This is a genomic window from Micromonospora rhizosphaerae (genome assembly GCF_900091465.1).
GTDB classification, from domain to species: Bacteria; Actinomycetota; Actinomycetes; order Mycobacteriales; family Micromonosporaceae; genus Micromonospora; species Micromonospora rhizosphaerae.
Genome location: NZ_FMHV01000002.1, coordinates 3,627,182 through 3,650,013 on the forward strand (window position 1 = coordinate 3,627,182; position 22,832 = coordinate 3,650,013).

A 22,832-nucleotide genomic window follows, 5' to 3' on the forward strand; every position below is an offset into this window, starting at 1 on the left:
GTTTAGCCAGGCCGTGGCCAGGCAGGAGGTTGTCCCACCCGACGTCCCATCGCATGCGGTGGTCGTCCACCGCCTGTAGGGTGCCCGGGTGAGCTGGCGTGGCCACGTCGGGGCTGGTAGGGGCGACCTGGACGGTGTCCGGGGCGGCGTGATCCTACTGTCGGAATCGATCACCGAGGTGGCGGTGACGCGGCTGCGGCACGCGGTCGCCGCGGCCGCCGGCGCGGCCGGGCTCGCTGGTGACGCGTTGGAGGACTTCGTCTTGGCCGTGCACGAGCTGGTCACCAATGTGGTGCGCCACGGTGGCGGCAGCGGACGGCTCCGCCTGCTGCGCGACGCCGTATCCCTGTCCTGCCAGGTCATCGACCACCGTCCCGGAACAGAGGATGTTCCGATCGCCCTGCCGCGACCCCGAACCCCGGGCCACCGGGGCCTGTGGCTGGCCCAGCAGCTCACCGACAGCCTGGTCATCGACAGCGGGCCGCACGGCACGACAGCCACCGTCACCGCCCGCCTCCCCGGCGTACAGTCGAGCGGGAACGGATGAGGTGCAGCGTGGAACAGACGTGGCAGTCGGAGACGACGGTTAGCGACGGGACCGCCGTCGTGACACTGTTCGGCGAACTCGACATCGCCGCAGCCAACCCGCTGGGGGACGTCCTGCAGGGCGCGATCGCCCAATCGCCCCGCGTCCAGGTCGACCTGGCGCGGGTCAGCTTCATCGACTCCACCGTGCTGAACGCGTTCGTCAACGCCCACAGCCGTGCCACCGACACGGGCGTCAGCCTCGCCCTGGTCAATCCCACCGGCCATGTCCGGCGCGTGCTGTCGATGACCGGGATCCTGCCAATGCTCACCAAGCCCGACTCCGACGATTAGATCCGGCCCACCGACTTCTCAGCGCGGATCTTTGTGGTCGTGCCGGCGCGGCCAGTGTTGTTCAGGCGTGGAAGCGGGCGATGACGGGGGCGTGGTCGGGGACGGTAGCGGGGCGTCGGGTGTCGGTGGACTCGGTGATCGAACCGATGTCGTCGACGAGGCTGTCGACGCTGGCGACTCGTAGGCGCAGGTCGCGGGAGACGAGGATGTGGTCGATGAGTTCGCCTCGTCCTTGATAGATGCGTGAGTAGGCCCTCCCAATCGGCAGGATCGGGGCGAGGTTGTACAGCCGGACGGGGTCGCCCTTGTCGGGCCGGTTGATGTCTCCGTCGCTGGGGCCGCTGAGCAGGGTGGTGGTGACGGCGTCGGGGCCGTCGTTGAGGTCCCCGCAGAGAAAGGTGGGTACGCCGGGTTCGCCGTCGGTGGCGGAGGCGGTCATGACCTTGTTGAGTTGCACGCGGACGGCGACGGCTTCGGCGGCCCGCCGTAGGAGGGCGTATCCGGCGCCCCGGGCGCGTTCGTCCTCGCTCTTGGGGTAGCGGCGGTTGTCGGGGTAGGTCAGCAGTTTCGACTTGAGGTGGCAGGTGACCAGCCGCAGGCCGCTGCCGACGTCGACGTGGACTTGAAGGGCGCCGCGGCCCATCCGGGTGAGGGTGGTGCCATCGACGTCGGGTACCGCCGGCAGGCCGGCCTCGGGAAGGTCGACGACCTGGTCCTCGACGGTGACGGGGTGGGGCGACAGGACGCCGACTCGGATACGCCGGCCATCCGAGTGGTCGGAGAGTTGGACCTGCCAGCCGTCGCCGACCGCCCTGGCGAGGTCTTGGGCGCACTGCGGGTCGCCCACCTCCTGCAAGGCGACCACGTCCGGGTTGAGACCTCGGATGGTCGTGGCCAGGTAGGCAATCTTGACGCCGTAGGTCTCCTGGTCTGGAGGTCCGTCCTTGTGGCCGGCGGGAAAGAGGTTTTCCACGTTCCACGTCATCACGGTCAACGGTGACGTCATGTTGCCTCCCGGCGTCGCTGCCATGCTGACCTTCGCGACAGACGGTAATCAACAGCTCGTCCTGCTGTCACCTAATCAGTCCCAAGTCCGACCGGTAGGGACGCCCGCCGAGCCGGCAGAGCTCCCCGCATCGGCGGCCGAGCGAGCAGCCAGTGAGGCGCCCGAGTTTTCGGCTGGTCCACCCGAAGCGCAGGTCATCGCTCTCGCGGCCACACCGCCGCAGCGATGTATGCCCGCACCTGCCGCAGTTAGACGGATGGACGGTACGCGCATCCGTGGCGACGCGGGCCGGGACACCCGAGCCCTCCCCGATTGCCGCATGCCCGCCCGATCGCGCCGTAGGCCTTACCGTCGTTCGCAGACCAGACCGTCGTCGTTCGGATCGCGGTACCAGGCGTACTCGGGGTCGATGCCCCTGCGGTATGGACCGTAGCCGGCTGCGTTTGCCTCTTTGCACGTGGCGAATCGAGGGTCGGTCGTCGGCGGCGGCGGCTTTGGCCGGGTGGTGGTCGGAGCGGGTGCGGGACTGCTTGTGCGCGTGGCCGTCGGCTTGGCCGGGGGCGTGCGCACGGTGGTCGCGGGGTCAGCCGGAGTCTCCTCCGCTGCGGGAGGGGTCGGTGTGGTCGGTTTCGCCGCGGACGGACTCGGATTGGGAATGACGTCGACGAAGCGGTTGCCGGGCGTCGTGGTGCTGGCGGTGGGCGCTGCGGTGGGGGAGAGGCCATTGGCCGCCATGATCAGTGTGCCGCAGCAGCACAGCTCGACGACGGCAGCGGCGCCGGCGAGCAGCCATGGCAGCGTCTTCCTCTTGGTGTCGGTGGACGTGGCGTACACGGGCAGGATTGCGGTGTCGTCCAGTGGTACCTCGTGTGGGCGGCCGGGGGGTGTAGGTGTCGTCATTTGGGGGCGGCTCCTAGCCCGTGTTTCGTAAGGCTCTGCTAGGCGGTGAGAAGCCGGCGTGGCGGTGATCGATAAGAGAGGAGGTCTCCGGTAGATCGGTTAGCGACCAAGCAAACCGAAGACCGACCGGAGACCTCGTGCCCAGGGTAGCGGCAGCGAGGCGGCACGATCTCACCGACGCTCAGTGGGCGGGGCTGCGGCCTGTTCTGCCTGCGGAGCCGGGCCGGGGGCGTCCGCCGCGTTGGACGAAACGGCAGATCATCGACGGGATCCGGTGGCGGGTCCGGACCGGGACGCCGTGGCGGGATGTGCCGGAGGTGTATGGGCCTTGGCAGACCTTGTATCGCTGGTTCCGGCGCTGGCAGCGTGACGGCACCTGGGCGAAGGTCCTGGCAGGGTTGCAGGCCGGGGCAGACGCCGCCGGGAAGATCGACTGGACGGTCAGTGTCGACTCCACGATCAGCCGCGCCCACCAGCACGCCGCGGGTGCCCGCCGGGACGGTCACCTGCAGAAAGAACCGCCGGGCGGCGTTGCCACCGAGCCTGCCGATCACGGGCTGGGCCGTTCCCGGGGCGGGTTCACCACCAAGACGCACCTGGCCTGCGAGCAGGGCCGCAAGACCCTTGGGCTGTGTCAAGGATCTTGGACAGTGCCTCGTGGGTTTGCTGGTCAGGCTGCGATGCGGGTCTGGGATTCGGTGAGGGCTTCGGCTGGGGTGCGGTAGTCGAGCGCTGAGTGCAGGCGCTGGCGGTTGTAGAAGATTTCGATGTATTCGGCGACGGCGAAGCTGGCGCGGGCGCGGGTGTCGAAGCGTTGCCGGTGGTACATCTCGTTTTTGAGGGTGGCGAAGAACGATTCCGCGGCGGCGTTGTCCCAGCAGACGCCGGTGCGTCCGACGCTGGTGCGTATCTTGTTGGCGGTGCAGAACCGGGCGAACTCGGCCGAGGTGTATTGGGCCGCGATCGCTGTGGAACACGGCGCCGGGGCGTAGATGTCCGTGTCGTTTCGCCATGGCGAGGGCGTCGATGACGAGGCTGGCGCGCATGTGGTCGGCGGTCTGCCAGCCGACGACCATGCGGGTGGCCAGGTCGATGACGGTGGCCAGCTACAGCCAGCCCTGCCCGGCCCGGTGCGCAGGTAGGTGATGTCGCCGACGAGCCGGGTGCCGGGCTGGGCGGCGGTGAACTCGCGGGCGATCAGGTCGGGGCTGGAGACCGGCTGCTGGCCGGGCACGGTGGTGCGCTTGTAGGCGCGTGGCTGGCAGGCCTGCAAGCCGAGTTCACGCATCAGGTCGGCGACCAGCCCGACGCTGCAGGCGATGCCCTCGCGGTTGAGCGCCGCGGTCACCCGCCGGCACCCGTAGGTGCCCCGCGAGGCGTCGAACACCCGCCGTACCTGCTCGGCCAGCTGCCGCCGGCGGGCCGTGGTCGCGGTCTCGGCCCGGTTACGCCAGGCGTAGAACGTCGAGCGGGGCACGCGCAGCATCCGGCACATCCACGCGACCGGGTAGGTGGCCTTCTCCGCGTCGATCAGCGCGCACCGCACCGCTACGGGTGCGTCCGGGCGAAGAAGGCCGCGGCTTTTTTTTAGAAACTCGTTTTCCATCCGCAGCCGGCGGATTTCTTCTTCCATCTCCTTCACGCGGGCACGCTCCGTGGGGTTGACGGGCTGGTCCGGCTCCGGGTGCTCACGGCGCCACGCGTTCACCCAGTTGCCCAGGGTGCCGTCATGGATTCCGAGTTCACGAGCGACCACGGCGATCGGTTTCCCGGTCTCGATCACCATCTGCACGGCCTCGGCCTTGAACTGCGGACTGAACCGACGACGCTGCTCGGGCATGGACTCATCCTCTCAAGTCGGAGGACATGTCCAAGATCCTTGGTACACCTCACCTCGCCGTGGTGATCACCGCTGGGCAGCGCGGAGACAGCCCACAGTTCATCACCGTGCTGCAGCGGATCAAGGTGTACCGGGTCGGCGGGGGCCGGCCCCGCACACGTCCCGACCTGGTCCTGGCCGACAAGGCGTACACCAGCCGCGGCAACCGCGGGTATGCCCGCCGCCGAAAGATCCGGGTCTGCATCCCGAGCAAGGCCGACCAGGACGCCCACCGTAAGGCCAAGGGATCCAAAGGCGGACGGCCGCCCGCCTTCGACCCGGTCGACTACCGATTGCGGCACGCCGTGGAATGCGGCATCAACCAGCTCAAACAGCACCGCGCCATGGCCACCCGCTACGACAAACTCGCCGTCCGCTTCGAAGCCACCGTCACCATCGCCGTCATCAACCAGTGGCTCCGAGCCTTATGAAACACGGGCTAGCGGGGATGCGCGCGAGTCGACGTAGGGACACGGTCGGGACGTGAGACACACCCCCGGCCACGACCTGGTCATTATGGGCGGCCGGGCGCGATGGCAGTGCCGGGGCCGCGGGCCCAGGCTGACGCACGTCGGGCCCATGCGGCAGGCAGAAGGCGACGTTGTCGCGTCCGAATGACCGCCTGAGGACATCGACGGCGGCGCGCTCGGCGGGTCGGGTCAAGTTTGCAAACGCCACGAGGATTGCCGTTCGTGCTGTTCGCCGCCCGTGCCGGGGCATGGGCCGCGACCGTCTCCCTGTCACGGCACCGCGACGGGCAACGCCTCTCCTTTGCGAGGTCGGGCTGAAACAGCTCCCCTGGCGGGCGGGACGTCAGACCCGGGGTCCCGCCCGGTCCGGTCCGAACAACGCGCAGAAAGCTGCCATGGCTGAGCCGACACCGAGAATTCCAGCCCGACAGCCGTGGCCCGGCCATGGCCCCGCTGCCGCCACCCGGCCAGAACCGGGTCGACTCATCAACCCACACCGACGTTCGCGCTTTCTGGGCTAAATCCGGCGCATTGATGTTTGTGCCGTGTCCCGTGTGGTCTTGGGTGGGTTGTACCAGTGTGACGCCAAAGAAGAGCCATCTTCACAGAAGGCGATCTGGGGTGTGGAAGACACAGCCGATCGGCCTGCGCGGATGGCGTGAACGGTGGGCCGACCGGAAGAACGAGCGGCAGCAACGGGCGTACGACGCCGCGCTAGAGGCGTGGCACCAGCCGGACACGAAGCTACGGCGGCTGCGAGCGGCGGCGTCTGAGTTCAGGGGGTCGGCGGATGCGGCCGCCGGTCTCGCTCTAGAGTTCTTCCCCGATGAGGCCGTCTACACCGTGCTGCCCGCCGCCGAACTCATCGAGGCGGAGGGACGCCACATCGCCGGCCTGCCCCAGCCCGAACGGGCGGTCCTGCCCACGCCCAACGGGACTCTCAACCCGGTGCTTGCAGACGGGCTCCACGTGATCGACGCGGGAATGGTGGTCGTGACTAATCGCGCCGTCGTCTTCGTCGGCCACGATGGGTTACGCGAGTGGACCTACGCGCGGCTGAGCGGGGTGGCGCACGATCGGCGGGCACCGTTCACCCTGATGCACACGGTCGACGAGCAAAGACTCTCGGGACTGCTGCTGCCGCCGGCCGCCGCCGACGGATTCCGGTTCCACGTGACCCTGGCCTTCGCCGACGCCATCGGCGAGCGGGCAGCCGTCGTGGCTCAGCTTGACCAGGTGATCGCCGCGTACCAGCATGCGCGGCCCTCGCCGCCGGTCATGGTCACCTCGGATCAGGCCCCACTTACCGCGATCGTGACGACGCTGAGTCTCGCCATCGTCGTCGGGCTGGCTGTTGCCCTCTCGCCGAGCGCCGGTTCCTCTGCTCCCGGCGGGCCAGATCAGCCGCCCCGCGCCGTGACCGGTCCCGCCATTGCCGGCACCGGCTCCGGCAGCACAGTGGCCACCGGGTCGGTGGCCGCGCCCGCCACCGCCGGCGCTGCCACGGGCTCGGGCGCCGCTCAGGCCGCACAGGCTTCCGCCGTACCGCCGCAGGCTTCCGCGCCGTCTGGGAAGCCCACCCCGCCGCGTCTCAAGAGTGGGCACGCGCCCGCACCAGAAATGGGCGTCAGCCTCGCCCTGGTCAATCCCGCCGGCCATGTCTGGCGCGTGCTGTCGATGACCGGGATCCTGCCGATGCTCAGCACGCCCGACGCCAGCGACTAGTCCGTCAGGCGGACTAGCCGTCGGTGCGGCGCGGGGTGCAGTCGGTGCTGACGATCGGGTCCAACCGGACGTCGGGGCACATGCGGCAGCGCAGGACGAGGTGGCCGCCGCAGCGGCACCGCCACCAGTCGCGCACCGGCCGGGTCGCCGACCCGCCGGCGTAGCTGTGCCCGCTTCTGTAGCGCTGCGGCTCGTCGCCAACCAGCTCGCGGACCCGGCAGTAGGGGAAGGCGACGACGTGTCGGTCGGCGCGTACCTGCGCGACCAGCTGCCGCAGCTCGGCGGGGGAGTCCACGACGTGCTCGACGACGGTCACCCGGCGGGCGAGTTGTCGGTCCGGTCCCAGCGGATCGTGATGTGCCAGCGCGTGCGCCACTCCGCAAGGGCAGGCTACTCCTACAGATGTTCGACCAAGGTCGGAACCTGCTCGGCGCGGCACCGGCCACGGTGTCGGTGGGTGAGCACCGATAATCGACGGTTTGGCGCGGGAGGGGCGTCCCGATGCACCCCGGCGTTTTCTCTGAGGTCTCCAAATCGGCCGGCACCCTTGTAACATGCGGCGGACGACGGGCGGCCGGCGGAGCGCGGCTCCAGTACGACTCGGCGGGCGGCACCGCCGGGTCGTACTGGAGCCGCGCTGGCGCCGGTCAGGCCGGGGCCGTAGTAAGAGAGGAACCTGCTCGGCGTGTTCCAGGAACCGAACCGAACCCGGATGACTGGCGGAAGCTCAACTGGCGGGATGCAAGGCGTCGACCCGCCGGAGGGGTGGGACGGCGAGCTGGCCCGGGCGGTGCGGCAGGTCGCCGTGCTGCGCACGGGGTTCTATGTTGTTGTGCTGCTGGTCGCGCTCGGGGGCCAGGTGTCCGGGGCGATGGAACGGCTCGGCATGCCGTGGTACGTCGCTCTTCCCGCCGTTGGGGCGCTGGAGCTGGGCGGCATCGTGGTGCTGGCGAACGCCGACGTACGCCGTCGGCTAGGCGAACGGGCGATGCTGTCCCGTGTGCTGTCTGCTGGCATCGCCGCCGGCGCGGTCGCCTTCAACTGGCTGGCTCACGGTAACCACCTCGAAGGCGGCTTCTACGCGGGAATGTCCCTGCTCGGTTACCTGGTGTGGCTGATGAACACCGAGAACCAGCGGCGGGACCGGCTGCGCGCCAGGCGGCAGCTGCCACCCACCACGCCGGCGTACGAACCGGTCGGGCACTGGCTGCGACACCCGTGGCTGACCCGCCGTGCCCGCTCGCTGGCCAAGGCCGACCCCGGCCTCGGGCTGTACGGCTCCCTCGACGCGGCCCGCGCGCAGATTCGCGGCGAGCGGCGGCAGGCGGCGCTCAGCAAGGTGTTGCATCGCAAGATCACCCGAGCGCTGGACGCCACCACCGCGGATATCGCCATGGCGGTGTACGACCTCGACGAGATCGCCCGGCGGCTGGCCGAGCAGGCGGACTACGACGGGCTCACCACGCTGATCGCCGCCGATCTGGCACCCGCGCGCGTGCTGGCCGGGAACCTGCCGGCGGGCGGCCGCCGCCGGCGGTGGCGTTGGTCGGGTCAACCCGACCCCGTCGCACTCGCCTCGGCCGCGCGGCTGCTCGCCGATACCCCGCAGCGGCTGCTCGTCCACGCCCCCGAGCCCCTCACGGTGGCGGCCCCCGCGCCGGACACGGCCCCCGCACCTCCTTCGGCGGACGTCGCCTCCGTCGGCTCAGCCGGGCCAGGGTCAGCCAGGGACGCCGTTCAGCAGGCGAGCGCCACCGAGCAGGCGGGAGACGGTGCCGAGCAACACGGATCGGAGCGGTCCCGGGCAGCCACGGCCGATCGCACCGACCGGCAGATGGAGGGATCCGACAGCACGGGTCAGCTCACCTCGGCCACTGATCAGCCCGACCCGCCCCGTGCCTCCGACTGGGCGGCGCTGCACGCGGAACTCGCCCCGCTCCTGCCGGCAACCGCACCGCGCCGAACGCCTCGCAACGGGGCGGGCCGGTCGGCCACCAGCCGGGCGGAGGCATCGTCGGCCACGGACGCGCCAGGCTCCGTGGCGGAGCCGGCCGACACCTCGCCGCCGGCGACGACCGGTGGTCCACCGATGACGCGAACCGAGACGGGCCGGGCACCCTTGGCCCGAGTCGCCGACCTCGCGGGCGAGCCGGGGACGGTCGCGCCAGTCATGCGGGAGCAACCGTCGGTGGCCGGGCGGGACCTGCCGGACCTGGTCGACGCCGCCGCGAGCCGTACCACACCGCCCATCACGGTCCCAGACGCCGTGGAAGGGGCCGCCGAGCAACGATCAGCATCGCGACCGCAGCAGCGCCGGCGGGACGACGCGGACCCGAGACCGGTCTCGGAGACCGTCCGGCGCCGGTCCAACACCCAGTCGGCCGAGGCCGGTCGGCGCTGACCGAAGATCCTCAACAGCCTGATCAACGAGTACGTGGTCGAGGTGGAGATACACCTTGCCCGTCGGCTCGTCGGGCGCCCCGAACGTTCGCAAGCTTGCCGACCAGCAGGGTGCCCAGTGACTTTGTTGGTCGGGGAGCGGGTGGGAGCAGCCGGGTGACAACGGCTGCTGACTGCCGGAAGGTGCTGGTGGTTTCCCTGGTCAGAGGCCCGGGTGCGGTGTGTGCAACCCGCCCCCCTCAGCGGGTTGCTCAACCGTGGGGAGAACAGGGATGACGACGGGCGAGACGCCTGCTCCGGTCCCGGGTCACGCCGACGACCAGATCTGCCGCACCTTAGAGGAACTGCATGCTCGCGCGCAGCAGGCAGCAGCGCACCTCGCTGATATTTGTGCCCGCCTCGCGCTGCTCGAGAAGGAGATCGAACGGCATCGGCAACGCCGCTAGATGTCTGATCGACGTAGCGCCGGTCAGAGATCGGGCATCAGTGGCGGAGCCGGGTGATCAGCGGTAGCACCGCCAGGCGTATGGATCGCCAGGATCCGATGTTCGTGCGTAGGCGCCCGAACCGTACGTGTCGCGGCAGGCGACGTCCATGTCGACGACGGACGCCATGAGAAGCCTCGTGCATTGCCAACTGCCGTCATTGCGGGGCTCCGCTGAGCTCCCGGCGGCGTGCCGATCGCAATACCCCTGGGCCATGTTCGCCACCCCATCGTTGCCCGACGGGCCGAGCAGGACCGGACTCGCGCTTCGGGTCTGGGCCGGCGTGGCGGAACGTGTGACCGACGGTGCGGCGCTGGGCGTGGCGGAACGGGTGACCGTCGGTGCGGTCCCGGGCGTGGCGGAGGAACTGCGCGGGGTCGCGGTGCTTGGCATCGCCGACGGCATCTCCGGGAGGGCCATCGGCTCCTCAGACACCTCCGGCGGGATGGTGGCAATCACCAGCGGCCGCTCGCCTTCCGGCGGCTGGCCCGACCCCCAGGTAAATGCCAGAGCGCAGACCAGTACCCCCAACGCGAGCCCGCCGACCGCGATCAGCCAGCGCCGCCGGCTGGCCGGCCGCGGGTGGGCACCAAGCTCCGGGAGGTGCAGCACTCGGGTCGGAGCGTCTTCGACCGCCTCGGGTTCCTGCGCGGCGGACCCGCCGTAGCGGTACTCGTTGCGGCCGGCGTAATCGCCGTGCGGGTAATGCTCCTCTCGGGCGGCGTAGCCCACCTCCGGGACGTATGTGTCCTGCAGCGCGGCATACGCGTCCTCGTGGACTGGACCGGCATCGATCGGTCCGTACGGCGCTTGGGCCTGCCGTTCCTCCCAAGGGGCCTGCTCGTGCTCGTCGGACCGGTAGGTCTGGTCGGGCTCGTAGCCCGCCGGTGCGGGTTCGGCCAGTGGGTCGGACCCCCGGTACGCGTGCTCGTCCTGACGGTAGGCCCCGTCGTACTGGTCGTATTCCTCGTTCTGCTGGTCTGCCCGGTGCCGTGCGTGCGGGCCTTCCTGCCCCTGGCTCGTATCCTCGGGCTGGTACGACTCCTCGAACGGGTCCGACACGTCCTCGCGCCGCTGCGGCGCGGCAGCCTCCGGCCACTCGTCGTCCGTGTCGAAGTCGCCTTCTGCCGGCCGCGCCAGGTGAGCGATCCAGCTGTCAACGTCACTTGGGTCGTCGTTTACTTGGGCAGCCCCATCGGCGGGGCGAGCGGTCGATCTCTCGGCCACGGTCGCCGTCCTCCTCCGAACGCACAGGTGCGGACAGCTAGCTGACCATACTCACCATCAGCCAAAAGTCCAGCCGGACCATCCCGCGAACAGACGACAGACGACCCCCGCTGCCGTCCGGGCATTGCGGGATTGAGCTGGCCAGGACCTGGTGATCGTCGACCGCACGCCGCCCTCAGCCGCCGGCCACTCCATAACGCGCAGCAGCTCCTGAGACTCCGACCACGCCGCCGTGCTGGCGACCTTGAACCTGTCTTAGTGACTGGCTGATGGGCAGAGCAGCGGCTCCACCAGTGGCCAGCCGTAGGGGGTCCGTGCATAGGCCGGCGACGGAAGGCTCGGGCGAGGATGGCGCGCTGGTTGGGGCCGGACCGGTGGTCGGGGACGGCCTCGTGCCCGGGGTGGGAGCGGTGGTTGGCCCAGGGCGGGCGGTCGGGGCCGAGTGGGCAGCCGGACCCGTGGCCTTGACCGCTGATGGGGCGGAGGTGGCCCGGCTCGCGGTGCCGTGGATCCGTCGGTCTACTCCTGGCGTGCCGCCGCGAGGCCGGGTTGCCGCGGGGCCCGTCAGCGACCCGCCTGTGCCGCCGTTCGGTGCCGGCGGCTCGGCGGGGATGCTCGGGGCGATGGCCCGGATGGAGTTCGGTGGGTCGGTGGTGGCAATGCCGCCTGAGCCTGGGTTCGCCCGGTAGGGCCGGCGGGGCTGTTCCGGTTTGGGCGGGCCGGCACTTAGCGTCGCGAACGCGAACGCGACGAGGGCGGCAGCGGCCGCCACCAGGCGGTCGGGGCGCTGCGGGGTTGGCCGGGCGTAGTCCGGTTCTACCAGTGGCGGCGGCACCAGCCGCGCGCGTTGTTGGGCGTCCAGCCGCGCATCGATCTGCGCGATGACGGCGGCGCGTTGCCCGATGGCGGCGGCGAAGGCGAGGGTGAGGTAGAAGCGGAAGTTCACCGTGACGGCCGCTGGCACCAGCAGCCCGGCGAGCCGACGCCCCTCGGTGGTGTGTAGCAGGGTGAGTGGGACGTCGGGGTGGTGAGCGAGCCCCACCATGTCCGCGTACGTCCACTCACGTCGGCTCACACGCCCGGCGAACGCCACCCGATGGCTGGTCACGACCGCCATTCCCGCGTCGACGACATGGAGGCCTCCCCGCAGCGTGCGAGCGGGCGCGGTGACGCTGGCTGCAGACGGTCAGCCCGGGTGTGGGCAGTCCAGCGACGTGCCGCGCCTTTGCCTCGACCAGCTCCACGGCCGGCAGCACCCGGTACACCACCTCGTCGTCGAGGTTCGTCGGTAGGCCGTTACGCGGCTGCATGCACCCGAGGAACCCGGCGGCCTCGATCCGCAGCCGGATCAGCTCGTCGTGGCGTCGGTGCCAGGCCTGACCTCAATCTCGTACACGTCGTGCCGCCGATCGTTCTCGCGTTCCGCCCAAGTAACCCGCCGCGGGAAGCGCGCCAACGCCGGGATCATGATGGCCGCCGTAACTTCGCCGTCACACCTGGTACAACCGCCGACCTTGTCGATAGGAACGCGGGAGGGATTCATGCTTCCGTTTAGTCCCGAAAGGAAGGAACTGTTCTGGGCTCAACCAGCGCAGGTCGTAGGCCGCCGAGCTGACGCCCGGGCATCAGCGGATGCGTCCAGGGAGACCGCTCCGACGATCGCCATGTTCCGCGTCGTTCGGACGTCTGCCGAGGAGCCCGGGACCTGCTCACGCCGACCGCTCCCAGCCCGCGTTGTTGCACGGTAGTCGTCCCCGCCGATGTCTATACGACAGGCAACCAGCACCGGCACGACGCAGGCGTGATCAGACGTGCAGAGGAGTCCTGATGGGTATTCGTCGGCCGCTCGCGATGGGAGCGGCGTTCGCCCTGGTTCTCACACTCAGTCCATCTGTCGCTTCCGCCGTCGTCGATGTTGGCTCTCCAGGTATTGACAGGCTTGACATACGGCGTGGTCCGCAGGCCGTGCGGCCCACCGACGGCCAGCTGGCCGCGGTGCGCGACCTGGTCGCGGCTGCGGGCTCCGGTACCCGGGCCAGCTGGGACGGGCGTTTCGGCACGCCGCGGACGATCCGCAAAAACGGTGGCTGGCTCACCGACCCGCGCTCCGGAGATCCAGTGTCGGTGGCGCGGTCGTTCATCGACGCCAACCGCGACGCGTTCGGCCTCACGACGGCGGACGTCGCGTCGCTGACGGTCGTTCGGGACCACGAACTCGTGGGCACCGGCACGCACGTGGTGAACTTCGCGCAGACGTACGCGGGCTTGCCGGCGGTGCGGGGTGGGCGTCTCGGCGTGGCCGTGACCAGCGACGGGCGGGTCCTTTCCTACGCCGGCAACTCGGCCCGCAGCGGCGGGCTCACCGCAGCGCACAAGCTGTCCGCCGGGCAGGTGCTCGAGGGCGTGGCCGACAAGCTCGCCCCGGGTGTGGCCTACACGGCGCAGCCGAGCGGCGAGCGCGCCGGCTTCCAGGTGTTTGCGAAGGGCCCCTTCGCCGGCGAGTCCTACGTCCAGAAGGCGGCGTTCCCCACTCGGGACGGCGCCCGGCCCGCATACCGAGTGCTGTTCATCAAGGCCCTCGACGAGGCCTGGGACACCGTCGTCGACGCGGCGACCGGGGAGACGCTGTACCAGGCGTCCCTGGTGGCCCACGACGCCGAAGGCACCGTCTACGAGAACTACCCCGGAGCCCCGGCCGGCGGCGCCCCGGTGATCAAGTCGTTCGGGCCGACCGCCCAGTCGCCCTCCGGTTACGTCGACCCGACCGGGCTTGCGGGAATTGCGGGCCCGACGACGGTCGGCAACAACGCGAACACCTACGCCAACTACTCGAACTTCCTGGTACCCGCCGACCAGGGACCCCGGCCGGTCAGCCCGACGGCCCAGTTCAACTACCCCTACGCCGCGAACTGGGCGCGCAGCAAGGGCCAGTCCGTGCCGCCGTCCTACGCCCTGGATCTCAACCCGGCGGCGACCAACCTGTTCTGGCACCACAACCGCATCCATGACGAGTTCCGGGCCCTGGGCTTCACCGAGTCCGCCGGCAACTTCCAGGTCAACAACGGTGGCAACGGCGGACAGGGCGGCGACCCGGTCCTGGGGCTGGTCCACGCCGGGGCGGCCAGCGGCGGCGCACCGACCTACACCGGCCGGGACAACGCCTACATGCTCACCCTCCCCGATGGCATCCCCGCCTGGAGTGGCATGTTCCTGTGGGAGCCGATCAACGACGCCTTCGAGGGGCCGTACTCGGACGGCAACTTCGACGCCTCCGTCATCGAGCACGAGTACGCGCACGGGTTGTCGAACCGGTACGTCAGCGGCGAGGACAACGCCCTCAACACCCACCAGTCCGGCTCGATGGGGGAGGGCTGGGGCGACTGGTACGCCCTGAACCACCTCTACGGCAACAAGCTCGCCACCACCGCCGTGGTCGCCCAGTACGCCACCGGCAACACCGAACGCGGCATCCGCAACTGGAGCTACGACCAGAACCCCACCGGCTACGGAGACCTCGGGTACGACCTCGGCGGCCCCGAGGTCCACTCCGACGGGGAAATCTGGACAGCCACCGCGTGGGACATGCGCAAGGCCCTCGTCGCCCAATACGGCGAGACGACCGGTGGCGAAATGGCCGCGCGGCTGATCACCGACGCGATGCCGCTGTCCCCGGCCGACCCGTCCTTCATCGACATGCGCGACGCCATCCGCACCGCCCTGGACAACCGCTACCACAGCCGCTCCGACTACTCCACGCTGGTGGACGTCGTCTACGGCGCCTTCGCCAAGCGGGGCTTGGGCCTGCACGCCGCCAGCGACGGCGGCGACGACACCGACCCCACCCCCTCCTACGAGCACGTGAACCCGGCCCGCAACGGCACCCTGACCGGCACCGTCGTCAACGCCGCCACCGGCAAGCCGATCCCCGGCGCCCGGATCATGCTCGGCGTGTTCGAAGCGCGGGTCACCCCGCTGCGGACCTCGTCCGCGGACGGCGGCTTCTCAGCGCCGGTGACCGCCGGTACCTACCCGGTGACGATCGCCGCCGACGGGTTCGGCGCCCGGACCTTCCCGGGCATCAAGGTCACCGCCGGCAAAGCCTCCGCATTGCGGTTCGCCCTACCGCCCAACCTTGCCTCGGGCGCCAACGGCGCCACCGTCGTCTCTGCCACCGCGACCGGCGCCGCACGGCTCATCGACGACACCGAGGCCAGCAGTTGGAAGGCCACCGCGGGAACCGGCAACGCGGTGATCAAACTGGCCGCCCCGGCACAGATCACGTCGGTCCAGGTCAGCGCCTTCGCCAGCTCCCGATTCGAGGGACTGCGCGGGTTCACCCTGCAAACCTCCGCCGACGGGGCGACCTGGCAGACCGCTCTGACCAAGGCCGACGGGTTCGGCTATCAGACGCCCCGGCCCACCGCACCCGATCTGCACTACAAGCAGTTCACCCTGCCGAAGCCGGTGCAGGCGCAGTATGTGCGGTTCTGGACCGACAGCGCGCTCGGCGAGACCAAGACCGACGTGCAGGCCGCCGAGCTGCAGGTGTTCTCGCAGACCGCCGCCGGGGTCGAGCCGCTGCCGCCGTCGCCGCCGGACGCACCGGTGACCGAGACCGGAGTGATCGTCACGGGCAACCCGTCCACCGGCACAGCGGACGATGCCACCGGAGTGACCGCCACCGCGTTCAAGACGGCATGCGCCGTGCCGGCGGCGCCCGCGCAGGGCGCGGACGGCTGGGTCACCAAGCTGCCCGACAGCTTCGGCGACGGAGCCCACCAGGCGCAGGTACACAGCGACACCGCCACTCCGTACGACTTCGACCTGTACTTCTACGACGAGTCGTGCACCCTGCTCGGCTCGGCGGCCTCCTCCGCCGCCGACGAGTCCGCCACGATCCCCAGCGGCACCCGGTATGTCCTCACCCAGCTGTGGCTGGGCGCCGCGGTCCCGTTCACCCTTACCGCGACCGACACCAGATGAACAGACCACACCAATCCGCTGCGGGGTGGTGGCCGCCGGACAGCAGAACGCCATCACCCCAACGCGTTCAGCGCGGGGCGAGCCAGGGGTCGTTTCCCCGCTGTCGCTTGACGAGTTCAAGGAGGGGAAGGCTGTGACAGGAACACGCACGAGGTGGGGCGGACCGGCCCTCGGCGGCGCACTCGTGATGCTGGCGGTCCTGTCTGTGACGGCGCACCCAGTGGCTGCTGCTGTTTCGGGCCACGCGCTCAGCGGTTCGCCGGATGCGGGGGCGCTGAGAGCGAACTGCGCGGGTTACCCGGGTGGCGCAACGATCTGCGGCGCAAGTTCCCAGCTTCGACGGCGCGCCCCTCGACGTGGACGTCACGCGGCCCCTGCCCGGCACCGGCGACACCCATCCGTTGATCGTCCTGCTGCACGGCTTCGGCAACGACAAGCACGAGTGGGAATCCACCTCAGATGCCGCCGACGGGGCGGACAAGTACCACTGGAACACCCACTGGTTTGCTGCACACGGCTACTACGTGCTCACCTACACCGCCCGCGGCTTCCGCGACAACGGCCCGCAGGCCAGCTACCAGCCGGCGACGCCGCCGGGCGCCGCGCCGACCTGCCTGCCGCCCGGCGGGTCGGCGTGTCCGCCGACGGGCACCATCCGGGTGAAGAACAAGGACGTCGAGATCCGGGACACCCAGTGGCTGGCCGCGCTAACGGCGCTCGCCTATCCCGACATCAGCCCGGATCAGGTCGCGGTCAGCGGCGGCTCCTACGGCGGTGGGGAGAGCTGGTTGCAGGCCGCCGCACAGGCGGGCAGCGAGTACTGGAGCGACTGGCCCGGCCTGCCCCGACTGCGTCTGCAGGTCGCCGTGCCGAAGTACCCATGGACGGACCTGGCCTACGCCCTGATGCCCAACGGCCACCCCGGCGGACCTTCTCAAGCGGCCGCCGGTGAGCCGTACCGGGGCAGCGACCTGTACTCGTCCGCACAGGGGGCACCCGACACCGTCGGCGTCGGTAACCCGATCGGCGTGGCCAAGTCCAGCTACGTCGGTGGTCTCTACAGCCTCGGCACCGCCAACGGCGTCTTCGACGAGGGTTCCCTGAGCCCACAGAGCAACGGCCCGGAGCCGTTCACGGCCTGGCTGGCCAGGGTCGACGCGGGGGAGCCCTACAGCACGCCGGGCCGGGTGGACGACTCGACGATGAGCCAGCTCAGAACGGCGTTCAGCGGCTGGCACTCCGCCTACTACCAGCCCGGCTGGCGCACCGGCCGCGACGCCGGCCGCACCCCGGCGATCCTCTCGGTCTCCGGCTGGACCGATGACCTCTTCCCGCCCGTGGAGTCCTTCCGCATGTTCACCTACCTCAAGAGCCTCGACCGGAACTGGCCCGTCGCCGTCGTGGTAGGCGACATCGGGCACGCGCGGGCGCAGAACCCGCCGGGCGTGTGGCAGGCGATCAACGAACAGGCATGGAGGTTCCTGCAGGCCAACATCGCCGGCAGCCGACCCGCGAGTACCACGGCGTCCAGCTACCCCACCCGGTGCACGGGCGCCGCAACCGCAGCGGACGCGATCAGCGCGGGCAGCCCTGCCGCCCTCGCCAAGGGCACCCTCGTCGTCGACTTCAAAGGCTCGGTGCTCTTGCCGCCCACATCAGGGGCCACCGATCCGGATGCAGCCGTTACCGACGCCGTTGCTGGCGGCACCATCACCTCCACCAGTGCCGGCTGTCGCACGTCCGCCCGACTGGCCACCTCGCCGAGCGATGGCTACACCGCGGTTTCGCAACCGCTGCCAACGGAGCAGACTCTCGTTGGGATCAGCCACGCCGAGGCCCGGTACGCCGCGACGCCAGGCGCCTTCACCGCAGTGCTGACGGCACGGGTGTGGGACGTGTCTCCTGACGGCGCCGCACTGCTGGTCAGTCGAGGCGTCTACCGGTTCGACTTCACTGGATACGACGCCCGCAGCGGCATCGTCCAGGTGCCGTTGTACGGCAACCACTGGACCTTCCCCGCCGGTCACCGAGTCCGTCTGGACTTCGCTCAGGTCGACCAGCCGACCTACCGGCCACCGAACCCGGCATTCACCGCGGCGCTCGACTTGTCCGCCACCCGGCTCGTGCTGCCGGTCCGGCAACAAGCCAACACCACCATCCGTTGACCCGCGCGGCGACCCCTACCAACAGCCCGCCCAGTCCAGCGGCCAAAGTTGTCTGCAGGCCCTGTGATGCCCGTGGCCCGCGACGCAAGTCGATCTCCGCAAGTACAGGCGATCGCCCACAGGACCGTGACTCGGGCGGCTACCGCCTGATGCTGAACCGCGTGGTCGGCGGGGTGTCGATGGCGAGTTCGTAGTGGCCGCGTCGGAGGTTCTGCATGAACGCGTGTCCGGCGATGATCACCTGCGCTGTCTTGTCCGTTCGCAGCCCACGCATCGGTCTCAAACGATGTTTCAACCGGCTGTGATCAGCTTCGATCGGATTGTTCGCGTACAGTTCAACGTGGTGCCACGCGGACGGGATCAGCTCGTCGAGCACGCCCGGATAGACCGCGCCGGCGTCGGTGACGATCTCGCCGGGTGTCGCCTTCAACGTCGACCGCGCCCGCCGGAAGAACCGCCGGGCCGCGCCGGCGTCACGGCGGGCCGAGACCAGCACGTCGATGACCTGCCCATACTGGTCGACCGCCCGGTACACGTACCGCCACACGCCGTTGACCTTGACGTACGTCTCGTCGACGAACCAGCGGTCACCTGGCGAGTGGCGGCAGAACCGGGCGGCGTCGGCCAGCAGCGGCGTGAACCGCTGCACCCAGCGGTAGACACTGACGTGATCGACCTCGACCCCACGCTCGAGCAGCAGTTCCTCAACGTCGCGATACGAGAGGTTGAAGCGCAGATACCAGCGGACCGCGACACGATCACCTCGGTCGGGAACCGGAACCCGGCGAACGCCGACGGCGGAGGCAACCACGGGCGCGAGCGGGTCGATGACTTCACTGCTCAAGCCTGCCTCGACCTTGCCAACGCTCAACGCAACGGGTGCCCTCAAGGGTCATCCGGAGCCGCTCGTGATCGGCGATTCCCACCAGGAGCCCGACGACGAGGCCGAACCCGAGCAGGATCTCGACGACCACGACCCGGGCCCAGGTGCTGGCCAGCGGCCTGCGGTCGAGCACCACGGCGAAGACCGTCTGGGCCGCTGCGGACACCACGCCCCACATTGTTCTCAGCCCCGCCATCGCCGTAGGGCTCTCGATCGCCCTGAAGGAGTGCCATCATGGCACGCCTACTGTCACTCAACGTCGCTATACCTAAGGAACGTGCCCTGGCAGGGCGGGACCATCGCGCCGCGATGTCCAAGTATCCGGTCACCGGTCCGCGCATGCTCCGCACCCTGAACGTCGATGGCGACGGGCAAGGCGATATATGGCGCGGCTACGACGGCGAGATTCGGGCCGTGCTCGCGAGTCCTACGACTACTGGCGACAGTGACTCGGACGCGACGACCTCGAATGCGGCCTGTGGGGGTGCCAGTATCCTGGTCAGTGGTCTGAGCTGGGGCTTTACGCGACGCGTTCGTATTCGTTGATGAGCCCTGCCGGAGGTGGGTCGGCGTTTGATCCGTTCGTGGGTCAGGTCGACGACGGGTCGGTCGGAGCGTGGTGCTGCAGCTGCAACGCCCGATGGGGACGTCGCCCGTTGTAGTGACGGACGTACCGGCCTTAGAGCCTGGTAAATAAGGGGTTCGGGCGGTCGCCGGTCCTGGCGAAGATCGACAATCGTGACGGCGCCGGCGTGGCGGCGTGACATGGGGAAGGGCCTTCGGTACGAGCAAAGGCGACTAAACCAGCACGACCGAAGGCCCAACCCTGTCTGTATACCTTGTCGCCGGCGTCGCCGCATCCGCCACCCCGGCTATCGTTGACGATCACCTGCCCACCGCCCGGCCACGGCACTATCCGTCCGACACCTCGGATGCCGAATGGCAGGTCCTGGCTCCGCACGTGCCGGCCGGGACCGGGCGCGGCCGGCCAATCACGTACCCCCGCCGCGACGTCGTGGACGCGATCCGCTACCTCGACCGGACAGGCTGCCAATGGGACGCGCTGCCTGCCGACTTCCCGCACCACAAGCTCGTCTACCACTACTTCAAGACCTGGACCCGCGACGGCACGTTGAACCGCATGCACAACAGCCTGCGTGAACAGGTCCGCGAGCACGTCGAGGGGCGTCACCGACAGCCGTCGGCCGCGCTGGTCGACTCCCAGTCGGTACGGGGCGCGGAGACCGTCGGCCGGCCCAGCCGCGGCTACGACGCCGGCAAGAAGATGAACGGCCGGAAACGCCACATCGCCGTCGACACCTGCGGACTGCTCCTCGTCGTCCTGGTCACCGGCGCGAACGTGCAGGACCGCGACGCCGCCAAACCGCTGCTGTGGGCACTACGCACATGCTTCCCCACCATCGGCCTGACCTGGGCCGACAGCGGCTACGCCGGCAAACTCGTCGACTGGGCCGCCACTCACCTCGCCCTGACCGTGCGCATCGTGGCCAAGCTCGCCGGGCAGACCACCTTCGTCGTGCTGCACCGCAGATGGGCGGTCGAGCGCACATTCTCCTGGATCAACCGGTGCCGACGCACCGTCCGCGACTACGAACGGCTACCCGACCACCACGCCGCGATGGTCCAATGGGCCATGATCATCGTCATGACCCGCCGCCTCGCCCGCCACCAAAACACCTGAAACCCTTATCTACCAGGCTCTTAGCTTGTCGTTTAACCTGCGGGCGCGATTAGCTGTGGATTCGACCCGGGATCGGTCCGTGCACTGTGGACAGCATGCGGCCTTGGCGTGATCATGGATGTTGCTGAAGACATCAGTGATCGACACCAAGGCCGTGAGGAAGAGTGTGCTGGATGACGCTGCCCGCGTCGAGGCTTTAGGGGTGCTGTCCACGTTTCGGACCGAGTTCTACCGCTGTCTGACCGCCCGCAGGGGTGATTGCGGTCGGTCAGCGGTGTCGCTGAGCTGGGGATTTGTGGGTGAGTGGCCAGCCGGAAGAGGAGACGACGTTGGTCGTCGGGCTGCTGTCCTACGAAGGGCGCCAAAGCGAGTCCCTGCTTCCGCCTTCTGATTGTCGAGCAGATAACCACTGTCATTGGCCACGTCCGCATCATCCCTCTCGCTGGTGTCCAGTTTGAGCCAGGCCGCGCGGAGCGACTCTGGCCGACGAGCGGAGCAACGCGCCTGAGCGGGCGCCGTGCCGTGCAGCCTGTGACCGGCCAACGGCCGCCGGCGTCCGGACCTGTCTCCTCCGTACGTGAGGCGCTCGGCCCGGTCGGCTCTCGCGGCCTACCGCACCGCCGGGCAGCACCGGAGCCCCTGAGGTGCATGCACCTCAGGGGCTCCGGCCCCACCAGGGTCGCTGCTCGTCAGCTGCGGGAGCGCGGCAGACAGCACTTCTTGTACTTCAGGCCCGAGCCGCACCAGCAGGCGTCGTTGCGCTCCGGTGGCCACGGAATCTGCGCGTCCGGGCGCGCCGAGAGCTCACGGGCGTAGCCGGCCCGGGTCTGCTGGTCCGTCGGTTCGCCGCCCTGCCGGTCGGCGTAGCCGGTCAGCCCGGCCACCGACCCGCGCAGCACGTGCAGCCCGGTGCCGCCCGCGTTGGCCTGCCGCACCAGCTCCTTCTCCAGCCGGGTCCGGTGCTCGTCCCAGTCCGGCCCGTACCTCTCCGCGAGCACGGCCTGGTCGGCGAGCAGGCGGTCGAACTCAGCCTGCGGGAAGAAGAGCAGGTCGCCTTCTCCGGTCTGCTGTTGCTGGGCGCGGCGGACGAGCTGGGCCTCCAGTCGGTCCGCCAGGTCGTCGTTCCGGTCGTGCGGCAGGTTCAGGTTCCGGCGTACGCGGTGGCGCTGCTGGAGCAGGAAGAACAGCACCCCGGGGGACTCCGGCGGACCAACCTCCACCACGGGCTCGGTGGCGGTGATGGCCTGCGCCTGCCCCACGGCGGCCGTGGCCCGTTGGCCGAGCAGGGTGTCGAGGGCCTCGCTGAGCCACTCCTCGGAGGTCCGCGACTGGCCGCCGCTCTCCAGCGCCGCGCTGATGTACGCGGGGGCGTCGGGCTGTTCGGTCAGGAGCGGGCGCAGGGCGGTGAGCTCCGCCATCGCCTCGTCCTCGCGGCCGCCGGCGCGGAACAGGATCCGCGCCCGCACCGCCCGGGCGGTACCGGCCCGCGGGTTGTCCGCGGACGGGTACGCCTCGACGGCACGGCCCGCGTACCGCAGCGCGGCGTCGAGGCGCGACCGGATCTCGGCGATCTCGGCGGCGAGGGTCAGCGCGTCTCCGGCGCTGTCGGGTTCGGCCAGTCGGCCCTGCTCCACCGCGTCGGCGAGGTCGGCGGCCACGCCGAGCGGGTCGGCTGCTCCGAGCGCGGTACGGCGGATCTCGGCGAGGTCAGCGGGTGTGATCACGTCTTTGGTCGGCACGATCTCACGGTACGTCCGGCGCAATGGCGACCGCCTCATGATCACCTGTTACGCCCGTCTCACGCCGTCCGGTTGATCTCCCCCTGACCGGCGGACCGAGCGTGGGATCGGCTACTGGGCGGGAACCCCGCACCGGAAGACGAGGAGTCCACGGCGAGTCGTCGGGACCGGCACCGGCCGGGGCACGCCAGGCCCCGCAATCGGCATTCGTGGCCGGTTACAGGGCCCGACTCTGATGTTTCGTCAGGTCACACGGGAACTTGCACCCTGGGAGGCAAGAACTATCTGGGTTTTGCCCCGATTCCTTGTGGCTTCGGCACGCTGAGCAACAAGAGCTCGAGACGGATTGATCTTGTGGTCGCTCGACTGGCACTCGACGACGCCAGCGC

At 69.8% G+C, this 22,832-nt stretch carries 14 protein-coding genes and 4 pseudogenes; 10 read left to right on the top strand and 8 right to left on the bottom strand.

Going from position 1 to position 22,832, the window contains the following annotated elements:
• The first annotated feature begins 88 nt into the window (after positions 1-88).
• Together GA0070624_RS17080 and GA0070624_RS17085 are read left to right on the top strand one after the other, a co-directional pair.
• Positions 89-547: an ATP-binding protein gene (locus tag GA0070624_RS17080; protein WP_091342315.1), complete on the top strand. Its 459-nt coding sequence runs from the start codon at positions 89-91 to the stop codon at positions 545-547.
• Positions 548-555: 8 nt separating this feature from the next.
• Positions 556-879, top strand: a complete 324-nt coding sequence (locus GA0070624_RS17085) for an STAS domain-containing protein (protein WP_176731740.1) — start codon at positions 556-558, stop codon at positions 877-879.
• Between the two features lie 61 nt (positions 880-940).
• Here the strand turns inward: GA0070624_RS17085 and GA0070624_RS17090 are convergent, their stop codons facing one another.
• Both GA0070624_RS17090 and GA0070624_RS17095 read right to left on the bottom strand, forming a co-directional pair.
• A complete protein-coding gene (locus GA0070624_RS17090; RefSeq protein ID WP_091342319.1) occupies positions 941-1,885 on the bottom strand; it encodes an endonuclease/exonuclease/phosphatase family protein in 945 nt (314 codons plus the stop codon).
• Positions 1,886-2,230: 345 nt separating this feature from the next.
• Positions 2,231-2,719: an excalibur calcium-binding domain-containing protein gene (locus GA0070624_RS17095; protein WP_245718836.1), complete on the bottom strand. Its 489-nt coding sequence runs from the start codon at positions 2,717-2,719 to the stop codon at positions 2,231-2,233.
• Between the two features lie 203 nt (positions 2,720-2,922).
• Between GA0070624_RS17095 and GA0070624_RS17100 the strand changes: the two are divergent.
• A pseudogene (locus tag GA0070624_RS17100) lies at positions 2,923-3,402 on the top strand (IS5 family transposase); the annotation flags it as partial.
• Positions 3,403-3,455: 53 nt separating this feature from the next.
• Here the strand turns inward: GA0070624_RS17100 and GA0070624_RS17105 are convergent.
• Positions 3,456-4,625 (bottom strand): annotated as a pseudogene (locus GA0070624_RS17105) (IS3 family transposase).
• 62 nt (positions 4,626-4,687) lie between these two features.
• On the opposite strand from GA0070624_RS17105, the pseudogene GA0070624_RS17110 reads away from it, so the two are divergent.
• Both GA0070624_RS17110 and GA0070624_RS17115 read left to right on the top strand, forming a co-directional pair.
• Positions 4,688-5,095: pseudogene (locus GA0070624_RS17110) on the top strand (transposase); the annotation flags it as partial.
• 618 nt (positions 5,096-5,713) lie between these two features.
• A complete protein-coding gene (locus GA0070624_RS17115; RefSeq protein WP_176731741.1) occupies positions 5,714-6,859 on the top strand; it encodes a hypothetical protein in 1,146 nt (381 codons plus the stop codon).
• Positions 6,860-6,872: 13 nt separating this feature from the next.
• Here GA0070624_RS17115 and GA0070624_RS17120 read toward each other — a convergent pair whose 3' ends face one another.
• Positions 6,873-7,235, bottom strand: coding sequence for a hypothetical protein (locus tag GA0070624_RS17120; RefSeq protein WP_091342325.1), 363 nt, complete (start codon positions 7,233-7,235; stop codon positions 6,873-6,875).
• 363 nt (positions 7,236-7,598) lie between these two features.
• Between GA0070624_RS17120 and GA0070624_RS17125 the strand changes: the two genes are divergently transcribed.
• Both GA0070624_RS17125 and GA0070624_RS34795 read left to right on the top strand, forming a co-directional pair.
• Positions 7,599-9,260 (top strand): hypothetical protein, encoded by a 1,662-nt coding sequence (locus GA0070624_RS17125; protein WP_091342327.1) that lies wholly within the window; start codon positions 7,599-7,601, stop codon positions 9,258-9,260.
• A gap of 271 nt (positions 9,261-9,531) precedes the next feature.
• Positions 9,532-9,705 (top strand): hypothetical protein, encoded by a 174-nt coding sequence (locus GA0070624_RS34795; protein ID WP_176731742.1) that lies wholly within the window; start codon positions 9,532-9,534, stop codon positions 9,703-9,705.
• Positions 9,706-9,762: 57 nt separating this feature from the next.
• Here GA0070624_RS34795 and GA0070624_RS17130 read toward each other — a convergent pair whose 3' ends face one another.
• The gene (locus tag GA0070624_RS17130; RefSeq protein WP_091342329.1) at positions 9,763-10,971 is read right to left on the bottom strand and encodes a hypothetical protein; all 1,209 of its coding nucleotides are present in this window, start codon (positions 10,969-10,971) and stop codon (positions 9,763-9,765) included.
• A gap of 1,965 nt (positions 10,972-12,936) precedes the next feature.
• Between GA0070624_RS17130 and GA0070624_RS17140 the strand changes: the two genes are divergently transcribed.
• Together GA0070624_RS17140 and GA0070624_RS17145 are read left to right on the top strand one after the other, a co-directional pair.
• Complete coding sequence (locus GA0070624_RS17140) at positions 12,937-15,954, top strand: M36 family metallopeptidase (RefSeq protein ID WP_218105181.1); 3,018 nt, start codon at positions 12,937-12,939, stop codon at positions 15,952-15,954.
• A 302-nt stretch (positions 15,955-16,256) separates the two neighbouring features.
• Positions 16,257-18,119, top strand: coding sequence for a S15 peptidase family protein (locus GA0070624_RS17145; protein WP_141715066.1), 1,863 nt, complete (start codon positions 16,257-16,259; stop codon positions 18,117-18,119).
• A 139-nt stretch (positions 18,120-18,258) separates the two neighbouring features.
• On the opposite strand, the pseudogene GA0070624_RS17150 reads toward GA0070624_RS17145, so the two are convergent.
• Both GA0070624_RS17150 and GA0070624_RS17155 read right to left on the bottom strand, forming a co-directional pair.
• Positions 18,259-18,926, bottom strand: a pseudogene (locus GA0070624_RS17150) (IS6 family transposase).
• A gap of 26 nt (positions 18,927-18,952) precedes the next feature.
• Positions 18,953-19,171 carry a hypothetical protein gene (locus GA0070624_RS17155; protein ID WP_141715067.1) on the bottom strand — a complete coding sequence of 73 codons (219 nt, stop codon included), beginning with the start codon at positions 19,169-19,171 and terminating at the stop codon, positions 18,953-18,955.
• A 720-nt stretch (positions 19,172-19,891) separates the two neighbouring features.
• Between GA0070624_RS17155 and GA0070624_RS17160 the strand changes: the two genes are divergently transcribed.
• A complete protein-coding gene (locus GA0070624_RS17160; RefSeq protein WP_091342345.1) occupies positions 19,892-20,704 on the top strand; it encodes an IS5 family transposase in 813 nt (270 codons plus the stop codon).
• A 689-nt stretch (positions 20,705-21,393) separates the two neighbouring features.
• On the opposite strand, the gene GA0070624_RS17165 is transcribed toward GA0070624_RS17160, so the two are convergent.
• The gene (locus tag GA0070624_RS17165) at positions 21,394-22,443 is read right to left on the bottom strand and encodes an SEC-C domain-containing protein (RefSeq protein ID WP_245718838.1); all 1,050 of its coding nucleotides are present in this window, start codon (positions 22,441-22,443) and stop codon (positions 21,394-21,396) included.
• Positions 22,444-22,832: the final 389 nt, after the last annotated feature.

Coding starts and splice junctions, on each gene's coding strand:
- GA0070624_RS34795 (WP_176731742.1), top strand. CDS start 9,532: ATGACGACGGGCGAGACGCCTGCTCCGGTCCCGGGTCACGCCGACGAC.
- GA0070624_RS17090 (WP_091342319.1), bottom strand. CDS start 1,885: ATGACGTCACCGTTGACCGTGATGACGTGGAACGTGGAAAACCTCTTT.
- GA0070624_RS17125 (WP_091342327.1), top strand. CDS start 7,599: ATGCAAGGCGTCGACCCGCCGGAGGGGTGGGACGGCGAGCTGGCCCGG.